Annotated in this window: 15 protein-coding genes and 1 tRNA gene; 10 read left to right on the top strand and 6 right to left on the bottom strand. The window is 65.5% G+C overall.

The genetic code is table 11. The features are described from left to right. The first annotated feature begins 44 nt into the window (after window positions 1-44). Complete coding sequence (locus QX041_RS22105) at window positions 45-320, top strand: helix-turn-helix transcriptional regulator (RefSeq protein WP_315707353.1); 276 nt, start codon at window positions 45-47, stop codon at window positions 318-320. Between the two features lie 218 nt (window positions 321-538). Here QX041_RS22105 and QX041_RS22100 read toward each other — a convergent pair whose 3' ends face one another. Then, window positions 539-802 (bottom strand): hypothetical protein, encoded by a 264-nt coding sequence (locus QX041_RS22100; protein ID WP_315707331.1) that lies wholly within the window; start codon window positions 800-802, stop codon window positions 539-541. On the opposite strand from QX041_RS22100, the gene QX041_RS22095 reads away from it, so the two are divergent. After that, window positions 747-2,417 carry a recombinase family protein gene (locus QX041_RS22095; protein WP_315714387.1) on the top strand — a complete coding sequence of 557 codons (1,671 nt, stop codon included), beginning with the start codon at window positions 747-749 and terminating at the stop codon, window positions 2,415-2,417. The genes QX041_RS22100 and QX041_RS22095 overlap by 56 nt on opposite strands. Here QX041_RS22095 and QX041_RS22090 read toward each other — a convergent pair. The 5 genes from QX041_RS22090 to QX041_RS22070 form a co-directional block, all read right to left on the bottom strand. Continuing rightward, a tRNA-Met gene (locus tag QX041_RS22090) sits at window positions 2,374-2,450 on the bottom strand. The two genes, QX041_RS22095 and QX041_RS22090, sit on opposite strands and share 44 nt — an antisense overlap. A gap of 236 nt (window positions 2,451-2,686) precedes the next feature. Beyond that, window positions 2,687-3,037, bottom strand: coding sequence for a hypothetical protein (locus QX041_RS22085; RefSeq protein WP_315750106.1), 351 nt, complete (start codon window positions 3,035-3,037; stop codon window positions 2,687-2,689). 76 nt (window positions 3,038-3,113) lie between these two features. After that, the gene (locus QX041_RS22080; RefSeq protein WP_316166538.1) at window positions 3,114-3,749 is read right to left on the bottom strand and encodes a class I SAM-dependent methyltransferase; all 636 of its coding nucleotides are present in this window, start codon (window positions 3,747-3,749) and stop codon (window positions 3,114-3,116) included. A 28-nt stretch (window positions 3,750-3,777) separates the two neighbouring features. Beyond that, window positions 3,778-4,974 carry a tRNA 2-thiouridine(34) synthase MnmA gene (gene mnmA / locus QX041_RS22075; RefSeq protein ID WP_315714172.1) on the bottom strand — a complete coding sequence of 399 codons (1,197 nt, stop codon included), beginning with the start codon at window positions 4,972-4,974 and terminating at the stop codon, window positions 3,778-3,780. A 142-nt stretch (window positions 4,975-5,116) separates the two neighbouring features. After that, entirely contained in the window at window positions 5,117-5,344 is a 228-nt protein-coding gene (locus tag QX041_RS22070; RefSeq protein WP_316166537.1) for a hypothetical protein, read from the bottom strand. Here QX041_RS22070 and QX041_RS22065 point away from each other — a divergent pair. From QX041_RS22065 to QX041_RS22030, 8 genes are all read left to right on the top strand, one after another. Beyond that, entirely contained in the window at window positions 5,331-6,935 is a 1,605-nt protein-coding gene (locus QX041_RS22065; protein ID WP_316166536.1) for a flagellar hook-length control protein FliK, read from the top strand. The genes QX041_RS22070 and QX041_RS22065 overlap by 14 nt on opposite strands. Window positions 6,936-6,947: 12 nt before the next feature. Next, on the top strand, window positions 6,948-7,646 hold the full coding sequence (locus QX041_RS22060) for a flagellar hook assembly protein FlgD (RefSeq protein ID WP_315750102.1): 699 nt from the start codon (window positions 6,948-6,950) through the stop codon (window positions 7,644-7,646). 249 nt (window positions 7,647-7,895) lie between these two features. Next, window positions 7,896-8,171: a DUF1153 domain-containing protein gene (locus tag QX041_RS22055; protein ID WP_002714638.1), complete on the top strand. Its 276-nt coding sequence runs from the start codon at window positions 7,896-7,898 to the stop codon at window positions 8,169-8,171. A 335-nt stretch (window positions 8,172-8,506) separates the two neighbouring features. Further along, window positions 8,507-10,105, top strand: a complete 1,599-nt coding sequence (gene fliF, locus QX041_RS22050; protein ID WP_315714168.1) for a flagellar basal-body MS-ring/collar protein FliF — start codon at window positions 8,507-8,509, stop codon at window positions 10,103-10,105. Window positions 10,106-10,149: 44 nt separating this feature from the next. Continuing rightward, window positions 10,150-11,244: a flagellar motor switch protein FliG gene (gene fliG / locus QX041_RS22045; protein WP_315714167.1), complete on the top strand. Its 1,095-nt coding sequence runs from the start codon at window positions 10,150-10,152 to the stop codon at window positions 11,242-11,244. After that, window positions 11,244-11,864 carry a FliH/SctL family protein gene (locus tag QX041_RS22040; RefSeq protein ID WP_315714166.1) on the top strand — a complete coding sequence of 207 codons (621 nt, stop codon included), beginning with the start codon at window positions 11,244-11,246 and terminating at the stop codon, window positions 11,862-11,864. The genes fliG and QX041_RS22040 overlap by 1 nt, the downstream gene beginning before the upstream one ends. 30 nt (window positions 11,865-11,894) lie before the next feature. Then, window positions 11,895-12,242 (top strand): flagellar motor switch protein FliN, encoded by a 348-nt coding sequence (fliN, locus tag QX041_RS22035; protein ID WP_015669138.1) that lies wholly within the window; start codon window positions 11,895-11,897, stop codon window positions 12,240-12,242. Between the two features lie 53 nt (window positions 12,243-12,295). Continuing rightward, window positions 12,296-13,675: a sigma-54 dependent transcriptional regulator gene (locus QX041_RS22030; RefSeq protein ID WP_316166535.1), complete on the top strand. Its 1,380-nt coding sequence runs from the start codon at window positions 12,296-12,298 to the stop codon at window positions 13,673-13,675. Window positions 13,676-13,761: the final 86 nt, after the last annotated feature.

The following is a 13,761-nucleotide window of genomic DNA, read 5'->3' as shown; positions in this document are numbered from 1 at the left end:
CCGCCTGCATCTGTTTGGCCTCTCTGGTCTCACAACACCTCAGAATCGACCAGCGAAGGGCATCACGGCCATGCGCGAACCAGATCATCAGGTTGAAGACCATCCTCACCAGGACCGGGCTGTCCCGGTCCACAATCTACCGCAAGATCGCCGAGGGCACGTTCCCGGCCCAGCTCAAAATCAGCAGCAACGGTTCGGGCTGGCATGAATCCGATATAAACCGATGGATCGCAGATCCAGCCGGATGGCGTGCGGAAGGTCGATTCGAGGAAGCCGCGGTGAGCTCGATTTCCGATCCTTCAACCGGCCGCAGAACGTAAAGACTCGTGCTCTCGTATCCTCACTTCATACACCGCCCACTTTCGATCCCGGACCCTTTCCTTCGCCAGCGCATCCTAAACGGCGAGCGCGTCTCCGATCCTCTTCCGTTTCCGGACACCCCTCTTTTGACTGTGCCGACGGCAGGCACAGTGCCCAAGGTCAAAGCGATCCGCATCCAAACGACGTTTCTGTTCTCGATTCTATCCAATGCTACGCTTCATCGTTCCCCGATCTCGCCTCGGCTCTCCCCGCGCAGCATCCTGTTGAGATGGCGCGACAAAAGACCGGACAGGGATCGCATCGGGCAACAGGCTGTGTTGCCGAAACTGACAATGCCCTGGCCAAATTCGTTGAAGCGCTTGCGATTGCCGATGCGAGGCGCGATCATCTGCGGGAAAGAGAGCCGCTGACAAAATGCCATCTTGATGCGGTCAACTCTCGGTGCCGCAGCAATGGTGTTCATGATGAAGCGCGCAGCCATTTACGCCAGATTCTCGACCGAGCTCCAAAGCGAAAGATCGACTGAAGATCAGATCGCTTTGTGTCGGACCTATGCGGCGCGTCATCAGCTCTCAGTCGTCGCTACGTTCGAGGACAAGGCCCGGTCTGGGGCCTCGGTTTTTGGACGCGATGGCTTGATGCAGCTGATGGATGCTGCACGCCTGCACACATTCGATGTCGTAGTCGTGGAGGCGTTGGATCGGCTCTCGCGCGACATGGAGGATCTCGCCGGAATTCACAAGAGGCTGTCCTTTCAGGGGATCCAGATCCAAGCGGTGCATGACGGCACGGCAGACTCCATCCTGATAGGGATTCGCGGTCTCGTCGGACAGATGCAACGCGAGGATGGCGCGAAGAAAGTCCGGCGCGGTATGGCCGGCGTGATACGCGATGGCCGCCACGCTGGCGGGCGCGCCTATGGCTATCGTGCGGTCGCCGGCAAACCCGGCGAGCTCGAAATCGTCGAGCAGGAGGCCGCCGTCGTTCGGCGCATCTTCGCCGCTTATGCCGACGGACGAACACCTCGCGACATTGCGCGGGATCTCAATCGCGAGGAAATTCGTCCGCCGCGAGGCCCGCGGTGGAATGCATCGACGATCAACGGCAACGCGCAGCGCGGGAACGGCCTCATTTTCAATGAGCTGTATGCGGGTCGCATCGTCTGGAACAAGGTCCGGATGGTCAAAGATCCCGACACCGGAAAGCGGCTGTCTCGGCCCAATCCGCCGGACGAGTGGCAGCGCATCGAAGCCCCCCATTTGCGGATCGTCGAACAGTCCATTTGGGAACAGGCTCATCTGTTGAAGTCGCAGAAGAGCCGTCTCGCCAGCCACGTCAAGCGCCGAACGCCACATCTGCTTTCCGGACTTCTTCGCTGCGGTTGCTGCGGATCCGGCCTGTCGGTGCATGACCGGGACAAAACGGGCAAGACCCGCGTCCGCTGCTCGGCCGTGCGCGAAAGCGGCAGCTGTTCGAACCGCAGAATCTTGTACCTTCGCGACGTCGAAAATCTGGTCCTCAGCGGCATGGCCGAAGAACTGAAGGATCCTCGGCTGATCGAGACCTATGTGCGCAACTATAATCGTGAACGAGAGCGCCTTGCCGGAGACGCCGCCGCAACACGCACGCGCCTGGAGGCGAAGCGCGATCGGATCGAGGGCGAGCGGCAGCGCAACATCGATCTTGTCGTCCGATACGTCATTTCGGAGGACGACGCTCGGCAACGCATCGCCGAGCTCAAAGAGGAGCGAGAGCGGGTAGAGGCGGAACTGGCCGCGCTCGAGGAAGCGCCTGTTCCGGTTGCCCTTCACCCGGCAACCTTGGACCGATATGTCGCAACCGTCGATGCGCTAGCGGAAACCTTGGCGGACCACGCCATTGCCGAGGACGACCGAGGCACGCTCATCGACGATTTCCGGGCTCTCGTGCACAGCGTCACGATTTACCCGAAGGGACCCAGGGAAGGATTTGAGATCGAAGTGAAGGGAAAGCTAGCTGCTTTACTCGGGAAAGGAGTGTTCCCAGACGGCAGCTACAATAGTGGGTCACGCGTGGTAGCGGGGGAGGGACTCGAACCCCCGACCCCAGGATTATGATTCCCGTGCTCTAACCAGCTGAGCTACCCCGCCACGATGTTCGATCAAGGCAAGACCGGTCGAAGCGGGCGCCGGGCCTTGTGAACGGGCGGCATATAAGGAGGCGTCTCCGCCCCTGTCAAGCAAAGCTCGCGGGCAGCAGCGGTTTTCGGACCAGGGGATTTCCGGACGACTCTCCAAGGCCTTGCGCATGTATCCGCTGGTCGTCGAGGGCCACAGGCCGATGTGCGCGCCAAGAGCGGCGGTCGGCAATGCAGATCACAAGAGGCTCATTTCGGCAGCACGTTAGGATAGCCGCCGGGGCTGCCGGGCGGCGGGATCACCGGCGTCGTGCCGCCCTCCGGGGTCGGCGCGTGCATCTCCGGATCGACCCCGCTCGGCGGACACAACACGCCGTTGGTCTTCGCCAGCTTGTCGCCGAGCGGCTCGCTGGCGCTGCCGGTGGTGATGCCGTCGGGCGTCGCCGTCGCGCGGACATTCGGCGCACAGGCGGCATTCGCGTCGGGGGCCGGCGCCGTCGCCTGCGGAGGTGTGGCCGCCGTCGGCGGCGCCTGGGCGTGGGCCGCAGCCGCGGCCGAGACCAGTGCGAAGGAGAGGAACAAGGATTGCCTGATGCTCATGGCGGGGCAACGCAAACCCCGCGTTCGCGTTCCGCGCGGATGGCGTGGCAAAGCGCACGGCCAGAGGATCTGGCGGTCAGCCCTTGCGGTAGCGAATGAGCGAGAAGTGTCCGAGCGGTGGCATCGGCCGGCGCTCGGCCAGCGTGACGCCGCCATGCTTTGCGGCCCAGTTCACCAGCCGGGCCCAGGGGAACTCCGGCCGCCAGCCGAGCCGGCGCGCGATCGGCGCGAAGGCGAGCTCGAAGATGCGGCGCGGGCCGCTCTCGGCGCCGATATGGTTGACCAGGATCAGCTCGCCGCCCGGCTTCAGCACGCGGATGAAATCATCGAGCGTCGCTTCGGGATCCGGCACCGCGGTGATGACGTATTGCGCGACCACCGCGTCGAAGAAATTGTCGGGAAACGCGAGATGCTTGGCATCCATCACCGCGAGCGTCTCGACATTGAGGAGCTTCAGCTCGCGCACGCGGGCCTGCGCCCGCCGCAGCATCGGCTCGGAGATATCGACGCCGCAGATCTTCGTGGTCCGGGCATAGTCCGACAAGGACAGACCGGTGCCGACGCCGACGTCGAGAATGCGGCCGCCGATGCGATCGGCCTCCGCGATGGTCGATTGGCGGCCCTGATCGAAGACCTTGCCGAACACCAGATCGTAGATCGGCGCCCAGCGCTCATAGGCCTTTTCGACCCCCGCGCGGTCGATGTCCCCCATGCCCCCTGCCCTGAATGATGGATGCTGATCAGCCGCGGACCGGCTCGGCCACTCGCTGCGGCCTGATCACGTTGCCGCCCAAGCTGCTGCTTTCCGCAACAGCGCTCTGGATGAAGCCGCCACCGAGCACGCGGGCGCGGCCGGACGCGGCATCGTAGAACACGCAGGCCTGGCCCGGCGAGACGCCCTCTTCGCCGGCGACGAGCTCGACCTCGTAACGGCCGTCCGCACCGCGCAGCCAAGCCGGCTGCGGCGGCCGCGTCGAGCGCACCCGCACGAACAATTCGAGGCCCTCGCGCGCGGCGGCGTCGAGCGCGCCGTCACCGATCCAGTTGACCTCGCGCAGCGTGATGCGATGCGTGCGCAGCGCCTCGCGCGGGCCGACCACGACGCGGCGGGTGGCGACGTCCAGCTTGACGACGTAGAGCGGCGCGCCGGCAGCGATGCCGAGGCCCTTGCGCTGACCGATCGTGTAGTTCGCGATGCCCTGATGCACGCCGAGCACGCGGCCATTGAGATCGACGATCTCGCCCGGCTCCATCGCGTTCGGGCGCAGCTTGCCGATGATGTCGGTGTAGCGGCCGGTCGGCACGAAGCAGATGTCCTGGCTGTCGTGCTTGTCGGCGACCTCCAGTCCGAAGCGGCGCGCGAGCTCGCGCACCTCCGGCTTGGTCATGTCGCCGAGCGGAAAGCGCAGATAATCGAGCTGCTCGCGCGTGGTCGCGAACAGGAAGTAGCTCTGGTCGCGATCGCTGTCCGCCGCGCAAGTGAGCGCGCGCGATCCGTCCGCCAGCCGCCGCGAGGCGACGTAGTGGCCGGTGGCGAGCACGGAGGCGCCGAGCTCGCGCGCGGTCTTCAGGAGATCGCCGAACTTGATGGCGCGGTTGCACTCGATGCACGGCACCGGCGTTTCGCCCGAAGCGTAGCTGGCGGCGAAATTGTCGATCACCGACTCGCGGAAGCGGTCTTCGTAGTCCAGCACGTAGTGCGGGATGCCGAGGCGCTCGGCGACGTTGCGGGCATCGTGGATGTCCTGGCCGGCGCAGCACGCGCCCTTGCGGTGCGTCGCCGCGCCGTGATCGTAGAGCTGCAGGGTGATGCCGACGACGTCGTAGCCTTCCGACTTCAGCAGCGCGGCCGTCACCGAGGAGTCCACGCCGCCGGACATGGCGACGACGACCCTGGTGTCTTCAGGACGGCCTTCGAGATCGAGACTGTTGAGCATGATCCGGTCACTGCGATCGCGGCGTCAGGCAACGAGTTCCCGGCGCGGGAACGCCTCGCATGCGCCGTCTTTGCGGATGGCTTGCTTCGGGCGATCTCCGGACAGGATGTCCTGATCGGAAACAACACGAAAGCATCTGTCTCTAATATAGGCGCACTTCCTGCGAAGCAATTGCGCCGGTCGCAGATGCCGGCGGCAAATCTTGCCGGCCGGGCAGAAATGGCGAGGACGCGGCGGGGGATCCGCGCCGCGACCGATTCCATAAGTAGTTGAATTTATTGACTATTTTCAGCGGCCCCGGCTTGGCCCGCTCCTTGCTGAACTGCTTGGTCGAGTTCATCGCGAGAGGGTCCAAGGTGTTCAGCGTCACGTCAGACATCCAGGCAGGCACGGTTCTCAAGACCACGGCGCCGAGACAGTCCCGTCAGGACGCTCCGCAGCCGTCCGACAGCTTCTCGGCGCTGGTCGACGCCGCGACTCCGGATCCGTCGACAGCGTCGCCGCCCACCTCCGCATCGCCGTCACCGCGCGCCGGCAGCGCTTCCACCCCGAGCCGCGAGCCGGCGCGGGCCGGCGACGCCGATCGCACCACCCAGGCCAAGTCGCAGGACAAGCCGGCGGACAAGGCCGACGGCAGCACTGCGGGCGCCGACGCCAGCGGTCCCGATACCACGGCCGACGCGACCACCGGCACGCCGACCAAGACCGATGCGGCCGGGACCGCCGACGGAAAGACCAGCAACGGCAAGACGGGCGACAAGAAGGACGGCGATCAGGCCAGCACGGATGCGAGCGCTGCGACGACCGCTATAGCCGAGCAGACCGTGGCCGTGCCGACGCCGGTCGCCGTCGTCATCCAGCCCGACATCACCCTCGCCAACCCCGCCACCGGCGATGGCACGGCGGGCGGCGACGGCAAAACCAATGCGCCCGGCGCGACCGCGCCCGTCGGAGTGGCCGGTGTTGGCCCGCAGGGCTCGGTCGATGCCGCGGCAGGTCTGCTGGCGGCCGCAGCCAAATCCACCGGGGCGGCCAAGGATGTCGACGGAGCCGGATCCACCGCGACGGCGCCCGAGACGGCAGCGGCGGCCTCCGGCGACGCTGCCGCGTCTGCCGATCAGACCTTCACCGCCGCGCTCGATACGGCCGTTCCCGGCAGCACCAAGACGACGGGCAAGCCGGGCACACAGATTAAGACGGGGCTCGCCGACGGCGCAGCCGGCAAGGTCACCGAACCGGGCAATGGCAACGTCCAGTCCACTCAGCAGCCGGGCCAGGGCGCGCTCGCGCAACAACCCGCTGTTGCAGCCAAGCCGGACTCCGTCGAGGCCGGCGACGGGAAGGCGAACGGCAATTTGCAGGCACCGGCCTCACATGATCGCAACGCCGCGCCGACGACCAGCCAGACCAACGCGCCGGCGCCCGATCCGAGTGCACAGGCCACGGCCGCCGCGCAGCCCCAGCTGTCGACGCCGGCCGCATCGACCAGCCAGATCACCGCGGCCAACCTGACCGCGACCGCCGCCACGGCGGCCGCTGTGCCGCTTCATGGGCTTGCCGTCGAGATCGCAGCCTCGGCGCTCAACGGCAAGAGCCGCTTCGAGATCCGACTGGATCCGGCCGAGCTCGGCCGCATCGACGTCCGCATCGACGTCGACCGCAATGGCCAGGTGACCTCGCATCTGCGGGTCGAGAAGCCGGAGACGCTGGCGATGCTGCAGCAGACGGCGCCGCAGCTCCAGCAGGCGCTGCAGGACGCCGGCCTCAAGAGCAACAACAGCGGATTGCAGTTCTCGCTGCGCGACCAGAACTCGTCCGGCCAGAATGGCGGCGATTATCAACAGAATGGCAACGCACAACGCCTGATCGTGACCGAGGACGAAAACGTCCCGGTCCAGCTCGCCGGACGGTCCTATGGACGGATGTTCGGCGCGCAAGGCGGCGTGGATATCAGGGTTTAACAGGAGGCTTCCATGGCAATCGGCGACGCGATCACGTCAAGCCCGCCAGTCTCGGGCACGACCAACACCAATTCGTCAACCGGCAACAACAGCCTCGGCTCGAGCACAGGCTCGACGATTGCCGGCAATTTCCAGACCTTCCTGACGCTGCTGACGACGCAGCTGCAGAACCAGAATCCGTTGGATCCGCTGGACACCAATCAGTTCACCCAGCAGCTCGTGCAGTTTGCCGGCGTCGAGCAGCAGCTCAAGACCAACGACCAGCTCGCATCGCTGCTCACGATGCAGCAGGCGACGCAGGCGACCCAGGCGCTGGCCTTCGTCGGCAAGACCGCCGTGGTCAGCGGCTCCACGACGACCATGGCCAGCGGAAAGGCGAGTTGGGACCTCAGCATCCCCAAGGACTGCAACCTCACCGTCAACATCACCAACAGCGTTGGCCAGACCGTCTTCACCGGCAAATATACCGCCAGCGCCGGCAACAATCAGACCTACAACTGGAACGGCCAGGGCAATGACGGCACCCAATGGCCGGACGGGCAGTACAAGATCACGACGGTCGCGACCGATGTGACCAATGGCAGTCCGGTGGCGATCTCGACCCAGGTCCAGGGCACCGTGTCCTCGGTCGACCTGACCCAGCAGCCGCCGTTGCTGACGATCGGCGGCCAGACCTACACGGTGAACCAGATCCAGCGGATCGTGAGCTAGCTCCCACCCCATCTGAACCGATCCCGGCTGGACTTGAACAAGCTCAGCCGCCGCGGCGACCTGTCAGCGTAAGCGCCGGAAATTCTTAACCAATCATTCACCACGATTCCGCTCCCGGGGCGCAGCGCCACCGGAAGTGGCGGCGTTCGCGCGCAACGCCGGATTCGCGCCCTCGGCTTAGGCAAATTTTAAGCGAGGCGGCGTAGGGTCTTACCGTGAGTTCAGTGGTTAAGAGTTTGTGAGTACGCCATGACAGAACCCCATCGCCCGAGGGTGAAATACGTCATCGGGCCTGACGGCAGCCCACTCACCATCGCGGATTTGCCTGCGCCAGGCACCAAGAGGTGGGTCATTCGCCGGAAGGCTGAAGTCGTTGCCGCCGTTCGCGGCGGCTTGCTGTCCCTCGAGGAAGCGTGCAGCCGCTACACCCTGACCGTCGACGAATTCCTGTCGTGGCAGTTCTCGATCGACCAGCACGGTCTCGCCGGCCTGCGCACCACCCGAATTCAGCAATATCGCCAATAGATCGTTGCCGACGCGACGGGATTTCTTCGAAAATCGGCTTGGCCCTGCCAAGCCGATTTTTTGCATGTCTACACTTTGTTAGGACCCTTTAACCACCGTTAACCATATCGAAACCTTCCCATAGGCAATAATTGCCCAGTGGTTCGATTCAACCTCCGCGCCCCGTCCCGCGAACGGCGGGGCAGCGGCCGACATCGGATCGCCACCTGGAATGCGGGTGCTGGTGAAGGTTAAGGATTGAATTTCGCGATCTATGCAACCGGCCGTAAAGGCCCGCGAAGCTCAAATCACCTTTCAGCGGCCACCCGTCGAATGCCGAACTATGGGGCAGTTGCTTGCAAGGTCTCTTGGACTTCCTGAAGGGTTTGGGCGCCGCGCGGCTCACCGCCATGATCGCAGTCACCGCTGCCTTAATCGGCTTCTTCGGCTTCGTCATCATGCGCGTGACCGCGCCGCAGATGACCACCCTCTTCACCGACCTGACGATGGAAGACTCCTCCAGCATCATCAAGGATCTGGAGCGACAGGGCATTCCCTTCGAGATGCGCAATGAAGGCAGCGTGATCCTGGTGCCCAAGGACAAGGTGACCCGGCTGCGCATGAAGCTCGCCGAGGGCGGCCTGCCCAAGGGCGGCGGCGTCGGCTACGAGATCTTCGACAAGTCGGACGCGCTGGGCACCACGAGCTTCGTCCAGAACATCAACCATCTCCGCGCGCTCGAGGGCGAGCTCGCCCGCACCATCCGCGCCATCGACCGTGTCCAGGCGGCGCGCGTCCATCTCGTCCTGCCGGAGCGGCCGCTGTTCTCGCGCGAGACCCCGGAGCCGTCCGCCTCGATCGTCGTGCGCGTGCGCGGCACCCTCGAGCCGGCGCAGATCCGCGCCATCCGCCACCTCGTCGCCTCCGCCGTCAACGGCCTGAAGCCGCAGCGGGTGTCGATCGTCGACGAGGCCGGCCAGCTGCTTGCCGACGGCACCCAGACCGACATCGACCAGCAGGTCGGCGACGAGCGCCGCAACGCCTTCGAGAAGCGGATGCGCAAGCAGGTCGAGGACATCGTCTCCTCGGTGGTCGGAGCGGGCCGCGCCCGCGTCCAGCTGTCCGCCGACTTCGACTACAACCGCATCACCCAGACCTCCGACCGCTACGATCCGGAAGGCCGCGTGCTGCGCTCGAGCCAGACCCGCGAAGAGCAGTCGGCGACCAACGAGAACAACGGCCAGGTCACGGTCAACAACGAGCTGCCGGGCAACCAGCAGAACGCGCCGCCGCAACAGCCGCGGGACCAGAGCAAGAAGACCGAAGAGACCAACAATTACGAGATCTCCCGGACCACCAAGACCGAAGTCACCGAGGCCGGACGGGTCAACCGCATCTCGGTCGCGGTTCTGGTCGACGGCGCCTACTCGAAGAACGAAAAGGGCGAGCTGGTCTATCAAGAGCGCAGCAAGGACGAGCTCGACCGCATCGCCGCCCTGGTCCGCTCCGCCATCGGCTTCGACCAGAAGCGCGGCGACCAGGTCGAGGTGGTCAACCTGAAATTCGCCGACGCTCCCACCGTGCCGCAGATCAACGAGCCCACCGGCTTCCTCGGCATGCTCCACTTCACCAAGGATGACGTCATGTACGTCATCGAGCTCGCGGTGATGATGCTGCTCGGCATCGTGGTCGTGTTCATGGTGGTGCGGCCGCTGGTGAAGAAGATCATCGCCAGCGAGGAGATCGCCGCCCCGGGCGGCGGCCTGCCGGCCCTCACCGACGAAACCATCCAGGCAGCCGCTCACGCCCAGCAGACCGCCAACATGATCGACGTCGCCCAGGTCCAGGGCCAGGTCCACGCTCAGTCCGTCCACCGGGTGGGCGAGCTGGCCGACCGCAACCCGGGCGAAGCCGCCGCCATCATCCGCCAGTGGCTCGCCGAGCCGCAGAGCTGACCCGATCGACGTGAACCGCCTGAACTGAAAAGAACGTAGACGCCATGTCGCTGCCGCAGACCCAGAACGCCAACGCCAACAACAACGACATTTCCACGGTCATCGCGACCTTGGCGAGCCGCCAGGCGCAGCGCGAGAAGACCGAGCCCTTGAGCGGCCCGCGGCGCGCCGCCGTGATGATGCTCGCGCTCGGCGAGCAGTATGGCGGCAAGATCTGGCAGCAGCTCGATGACGACGAGGTACGTGAACTGTCGCTGGCGATGTCGACGCTGGGAACCATCGAAGCCGACGTGGTCGAGGACCTGATGCTCGAATTCGTCTCGCGCATGTCGGCCTCCGGCGCGCTGATGGGCAATTTCGACGCCACCGAGCGCCTGCTGCAGCAATACCTGCCGCCGGAACGCGTCAACGGCATCATGGACGAGATCCGCGGCCCCGCCGGCCGCAACATGTGGGAGAAGCTCTCCAACGTCCAGGAAGAGGTGCTCGCCAACTACCTCAAGAACGAATATCCGCAGACCATCGCGGTCGTGCTGTCCAAGCTGAAGCCGGAGCATGCCGCTCGCGTGCTCGCGATCCTGCCCGAGGACATGGCGCTCGACGTCATCGGCCGCATGCTGCGCATGGAAGCGGTGCAGAAGGAGGTCATCGAGCGCGTCGAGCAGACCCTGCGCGTCGAGTTCATGTCGAACCTGTCGCAGACCCGCCGCCGCGACGCCCACGAGGTGATGGCCGAAATCTTCAACAATTTCGACCGCCAGACCGAGACCCGCTTCATCACGTCGCTCGAAGAAGAGAACCGCGAATCGGCCGAGCGCATCAAGGCGCTGATGTTCACCTTCGACGACCTGATCAAGCTCGATTCCGCCTCGGCGCAGACCCTGCTGCGCAATGTCGACAAGGACAAGCTCGGCGTGGCGCTCAAGAGCGCCAACGAGGAGGTCCGCAACTTCTTCTTCGGCAACATGTCGTCGCGCGCCGCCAAGATGCTGCAGGACGACATGGCCGCCATGGGGCCGGTACGGTTGCGCGACGTCGACGAGGCGCAGGCCCTGCTCGTCAATCTCGCCAAGGACCTCGCCGCCAAGGGCGAGATCATGCTCAGCAAGAACCGCGCCGACGACGAACTGGTGTATTGATGGCTCAGCCTGCGAAATTCCTGTTCGATACCGACTTCGCCGCGCCGGAGAAGACGACGCGGGAGCGTGCGGCCACGTCCGCGGAAATCGCACAGAAGGTCGCGGCCGCCGAAGCCGCCGCCTATCGCAACGGCTACGAGGCGGCGCAGCGCGAAGCCAAGGTCGAGGCCGACCGCCGCGTCGCCTCGGCGCTGGAGCAGATCAACATCCAATTGCAGGGCATCTCCGCCCGCTTCGAAGGCATCGAGCAGCGGATGGAAACCGAGGCGGTCGATGTCGCGGTCGCCGTCGCCCGCAAGCTGTGCGCGGCGCTGGTCGAGGCGGAGCCGCTCGGCGAGATCATCGGACTCGTGCACGACTGCTTCGCGCATTTGGTCGCCACGCCGCACCTCGTGCTGCGCATCAACGAGACGCTGTACGAGCTCGCCCGCGAGAAGATCGAGAAGCTCGCCAAGCAGAGCGGCTTCGAGGGGCGCCTCGTGATCCTCGCCGAGCCGGAGATCGCGACCGGCGACTGCCGTATCGAATGGGCGGATGGCGGCGTCGTGCTGGAGCGCGCTGCGATCGACGCCAAGATCAACGAGCTGGTCGGACGCTACATGGCGTCCAAGAAGAACTAGGCCGCTGTGGTGGCCGAGGGAGTTTAAGTCATGAGCGACAACGAGATCCCGCTTCCCGACCTCAATGCGGCGGACGCGCCTCCGCTGGGCGGGGACGTCGGCTACAATGAAGAAGAGCATGCCGCGCGCATCGCGGCCGACCTCGAGGCGGTGTTCGACGTCCCGGTTCAGGTCTCGGCCGTGCTCGGCCGCTCCAAGATGGATGTCGGCGAGCTCCTGAAGCTCGGGCCCGGCACCGTGCTCGAGCTCGACCGCAAGGTCGGCGAGGCGATCGACATCTACGTCAACAACCGGCTCGTGGCACGCGGCGAGGTGGTTCTGGTCGAAGACAAGCTCGGCGTGACGATGACCGAAATCATCAAGTCCGACCGCAACTGACAGACATGACCTGCGTGCCGATCGAGAGCGGCACGACCGAATAGGAGACCAACATGCGGCTTCTCATCGTCGGAACGCTGAAGGGCCAGCTGACGACAGCCACCAAGATCGCCATGGAGAACGGCGCCACCGTCACCCATGCCGAGGACAACGAGCAGGCGATGCGGGTGCTGCGCGGCGGCAAGGGCGCCGACCTGCTCCTCGTCGACGTCGCGCTCGACATCCGCGACCTGGTGATGCGGCTCGATGCAGAGCACATCCACGTGCCGATCGTCGCCTGCGGCATCACCAGCGATGCCCGCGCCGCGGTCGCCGCCATCCATGCCGGCGCCAAGGAATACATTCCGCTGCCGCCGGATCCCGAGCTGATCGCCGCCGTGCTCGCCGCCGTCGCCAATGACAGCCGCGACCTCGTCTATCGCGACGAGGCGATGGCGAAGGTGATCAAGCTCGCCCAGCAGATCGCCGGCTCCGACGCCTCGGTGATGATCACCGGCGAGTCCGGCACCGGCAAGGAGGTGCTGGCGCGCTACGTCCACACCCGCTCGGCCCGCGCCAAGCGTCCCTTCATCTCGATCAACTGCGCCGCAATCCCTGAGCACCTCCTGGAGTCCGAGCTGTTCGGCCATGAGAAGGGCGCCTTCACCGGGGCCGTCGCCCGCCGCATCGGCAAGTTCGAGGAGGCCAATGGCGGCACGCTCCTGCTGGACGAAATCTCGGAAATGGACGTGCGGCTGCAGTCGAAGCTCTTGCGCGCCATCCAGGAGCGCGTGATCGACCGCGTCGGCGGCACCCGCCCCGTCCCCGTCGACATCCGCATCATCGCGACCTCCAACCGCAACCTTGCCGACGCCGTGCGCGAGGGCTCGTTCCGCGAGGACCTCTTGTTCCGGCTCAACGTCGTGAACCTGAAGATCCCTCCCCTGCGCGAGCGCCCCGCCGACATTCTCGAGCTGGCGCAGCATTTCGCGCGCAAATATTCCGAGGCCAATGCCGTACCGCTGCGGCCGATCTCGGCGGAGGCCAAGCGCGTCCTCACCACCAACCGCTGGCCGGGCAACGTGCGCGAGCTGGAGAACACGATGCATCGCGCGGTGCTGATGGCGCAGGGCGACGAGATCGGGCCGGATGCCATCCTCACGCCCGACGGTACCCGCCTCGACATCGGCAAGACCCAACCCGCCGTAGCGCATGCTACGATGGCGGCGGAGCAGGTCACGCGCGCCTTGGTCGGCCGCACGGTCGCCGATGTCGAACGTGACCTGATCCTGGAGACCCTGAAGCACTGCCTGGGCAATCGGACACATGCGGCCAATATCTTGGGCATCTCGATCCGCACGTTGCGCAACAAGCTCAACGAATATGCCGACGGCGGCGTGCCGATCCCGCCGCCGGGCTCCGGCGACACGCCGCGCATGCCGAGCCCCGTATAATCTGCCCATCCGGTTCGTTCTCGGCGGCGCGCTGGCCCTCGGCGCGCCGCTTGCCGTTTCGCCGGCTGATGCCGCAACGCGCGGCG

The organism is Bradyrhizobium sp. SZCCHNRI2009 (assembly GCF_032485115.1).
In the GTDB taxonomy this organism is placed as follows: Bacteria; Pseudomonadota; Alphaproteobacteria; order Rhizobiales; family Xanthobacteraceae; genus Bradyrhizobium.
Note: the sequence above shows the minus strand (reverse complement) of the source record. Positions and strands in the feature narration are given on the sequence as shown.

Excerpts from the sequence above, each read along its gene's own strand:
- mnmA (WP_315714172.1), bottom strand. The coding sequence starts at position 4,974 with ATGCTCAACAGTCTCGATCTCGAAGGCCGTCCTGAAGACACCAGGGTC.
- QX041_RS22080 (WP_316166538.1), bottom strand. The coding sequence starts at position 3,749 with ATGGGGGACATCGACCGCGCGGGGGTCGAAAAGGCCTATGAGCGCTGG.
- fliN (WP_015669138.1), top strand. The coding sequence starts at position 11,895 with ATGAGCGACAACGAGATCCCGCTTCCCGACCTCAATGCGGCGGACGCG.
- QX041_RS22100 (WP_315707331.1), bottom strand. The coding sequence starts at position 802 with ATGGCTGCGCGCTTCATCATGAACACCATTGCTGCGGCACCGAGAGTT.
- QX041_RS22060 (WP_315750102.1), top strand. The coding sequence starts at position 6,948 with ATGGCAATCGGCGACGCGATCACGTCAAGCCCGCCAGTCTCGGGCACG.
- QX041_RS22040 (WP_315714166.1), top strand. The coding sequence starts at position 11,244 with ATGGCTCAGCCTGCGAAATTCCTGTTCGATACCGACTTCGCCGCGCCG.
- QX041_RS22095 (WP_315714387.1), top strand. The coding sequence starts at position 747 with ATGCGGTCAACTCTCGGTGCCGCAGCAATGGTGTTCATGATGAAGCGC.
- QX041_RS22085 (WP_315750106.1), bottom strand. The coding sequence starts at position 3,037 with ATGAGCATCAGGCAATCCTTGTTCCTCTCCTTCGCACTGGTCTCGGCC.
- fliG (WP_315714167.1), top strand. The coding sequence starts at position 10,150 with ATGTCGCTGCCGCAGACCCAGAACGCCAACGCCAACAACAACGACATT.
- QX041_RS22055 (WP_002714638.1), top strand. The coding sequence starts at position 7,896 with ATGACAGAACCCCATCGCCCGAGGGTGAAATACGTCATCGGGCCTGAC.
- QX041_RS22030 (WP_316166535.1), top strand. The coding sequence starts at position 12,296 with ATGCGGCTTCTCATCGTCGGAACGCTGAAGGGCCAGCTGACGACAGCC.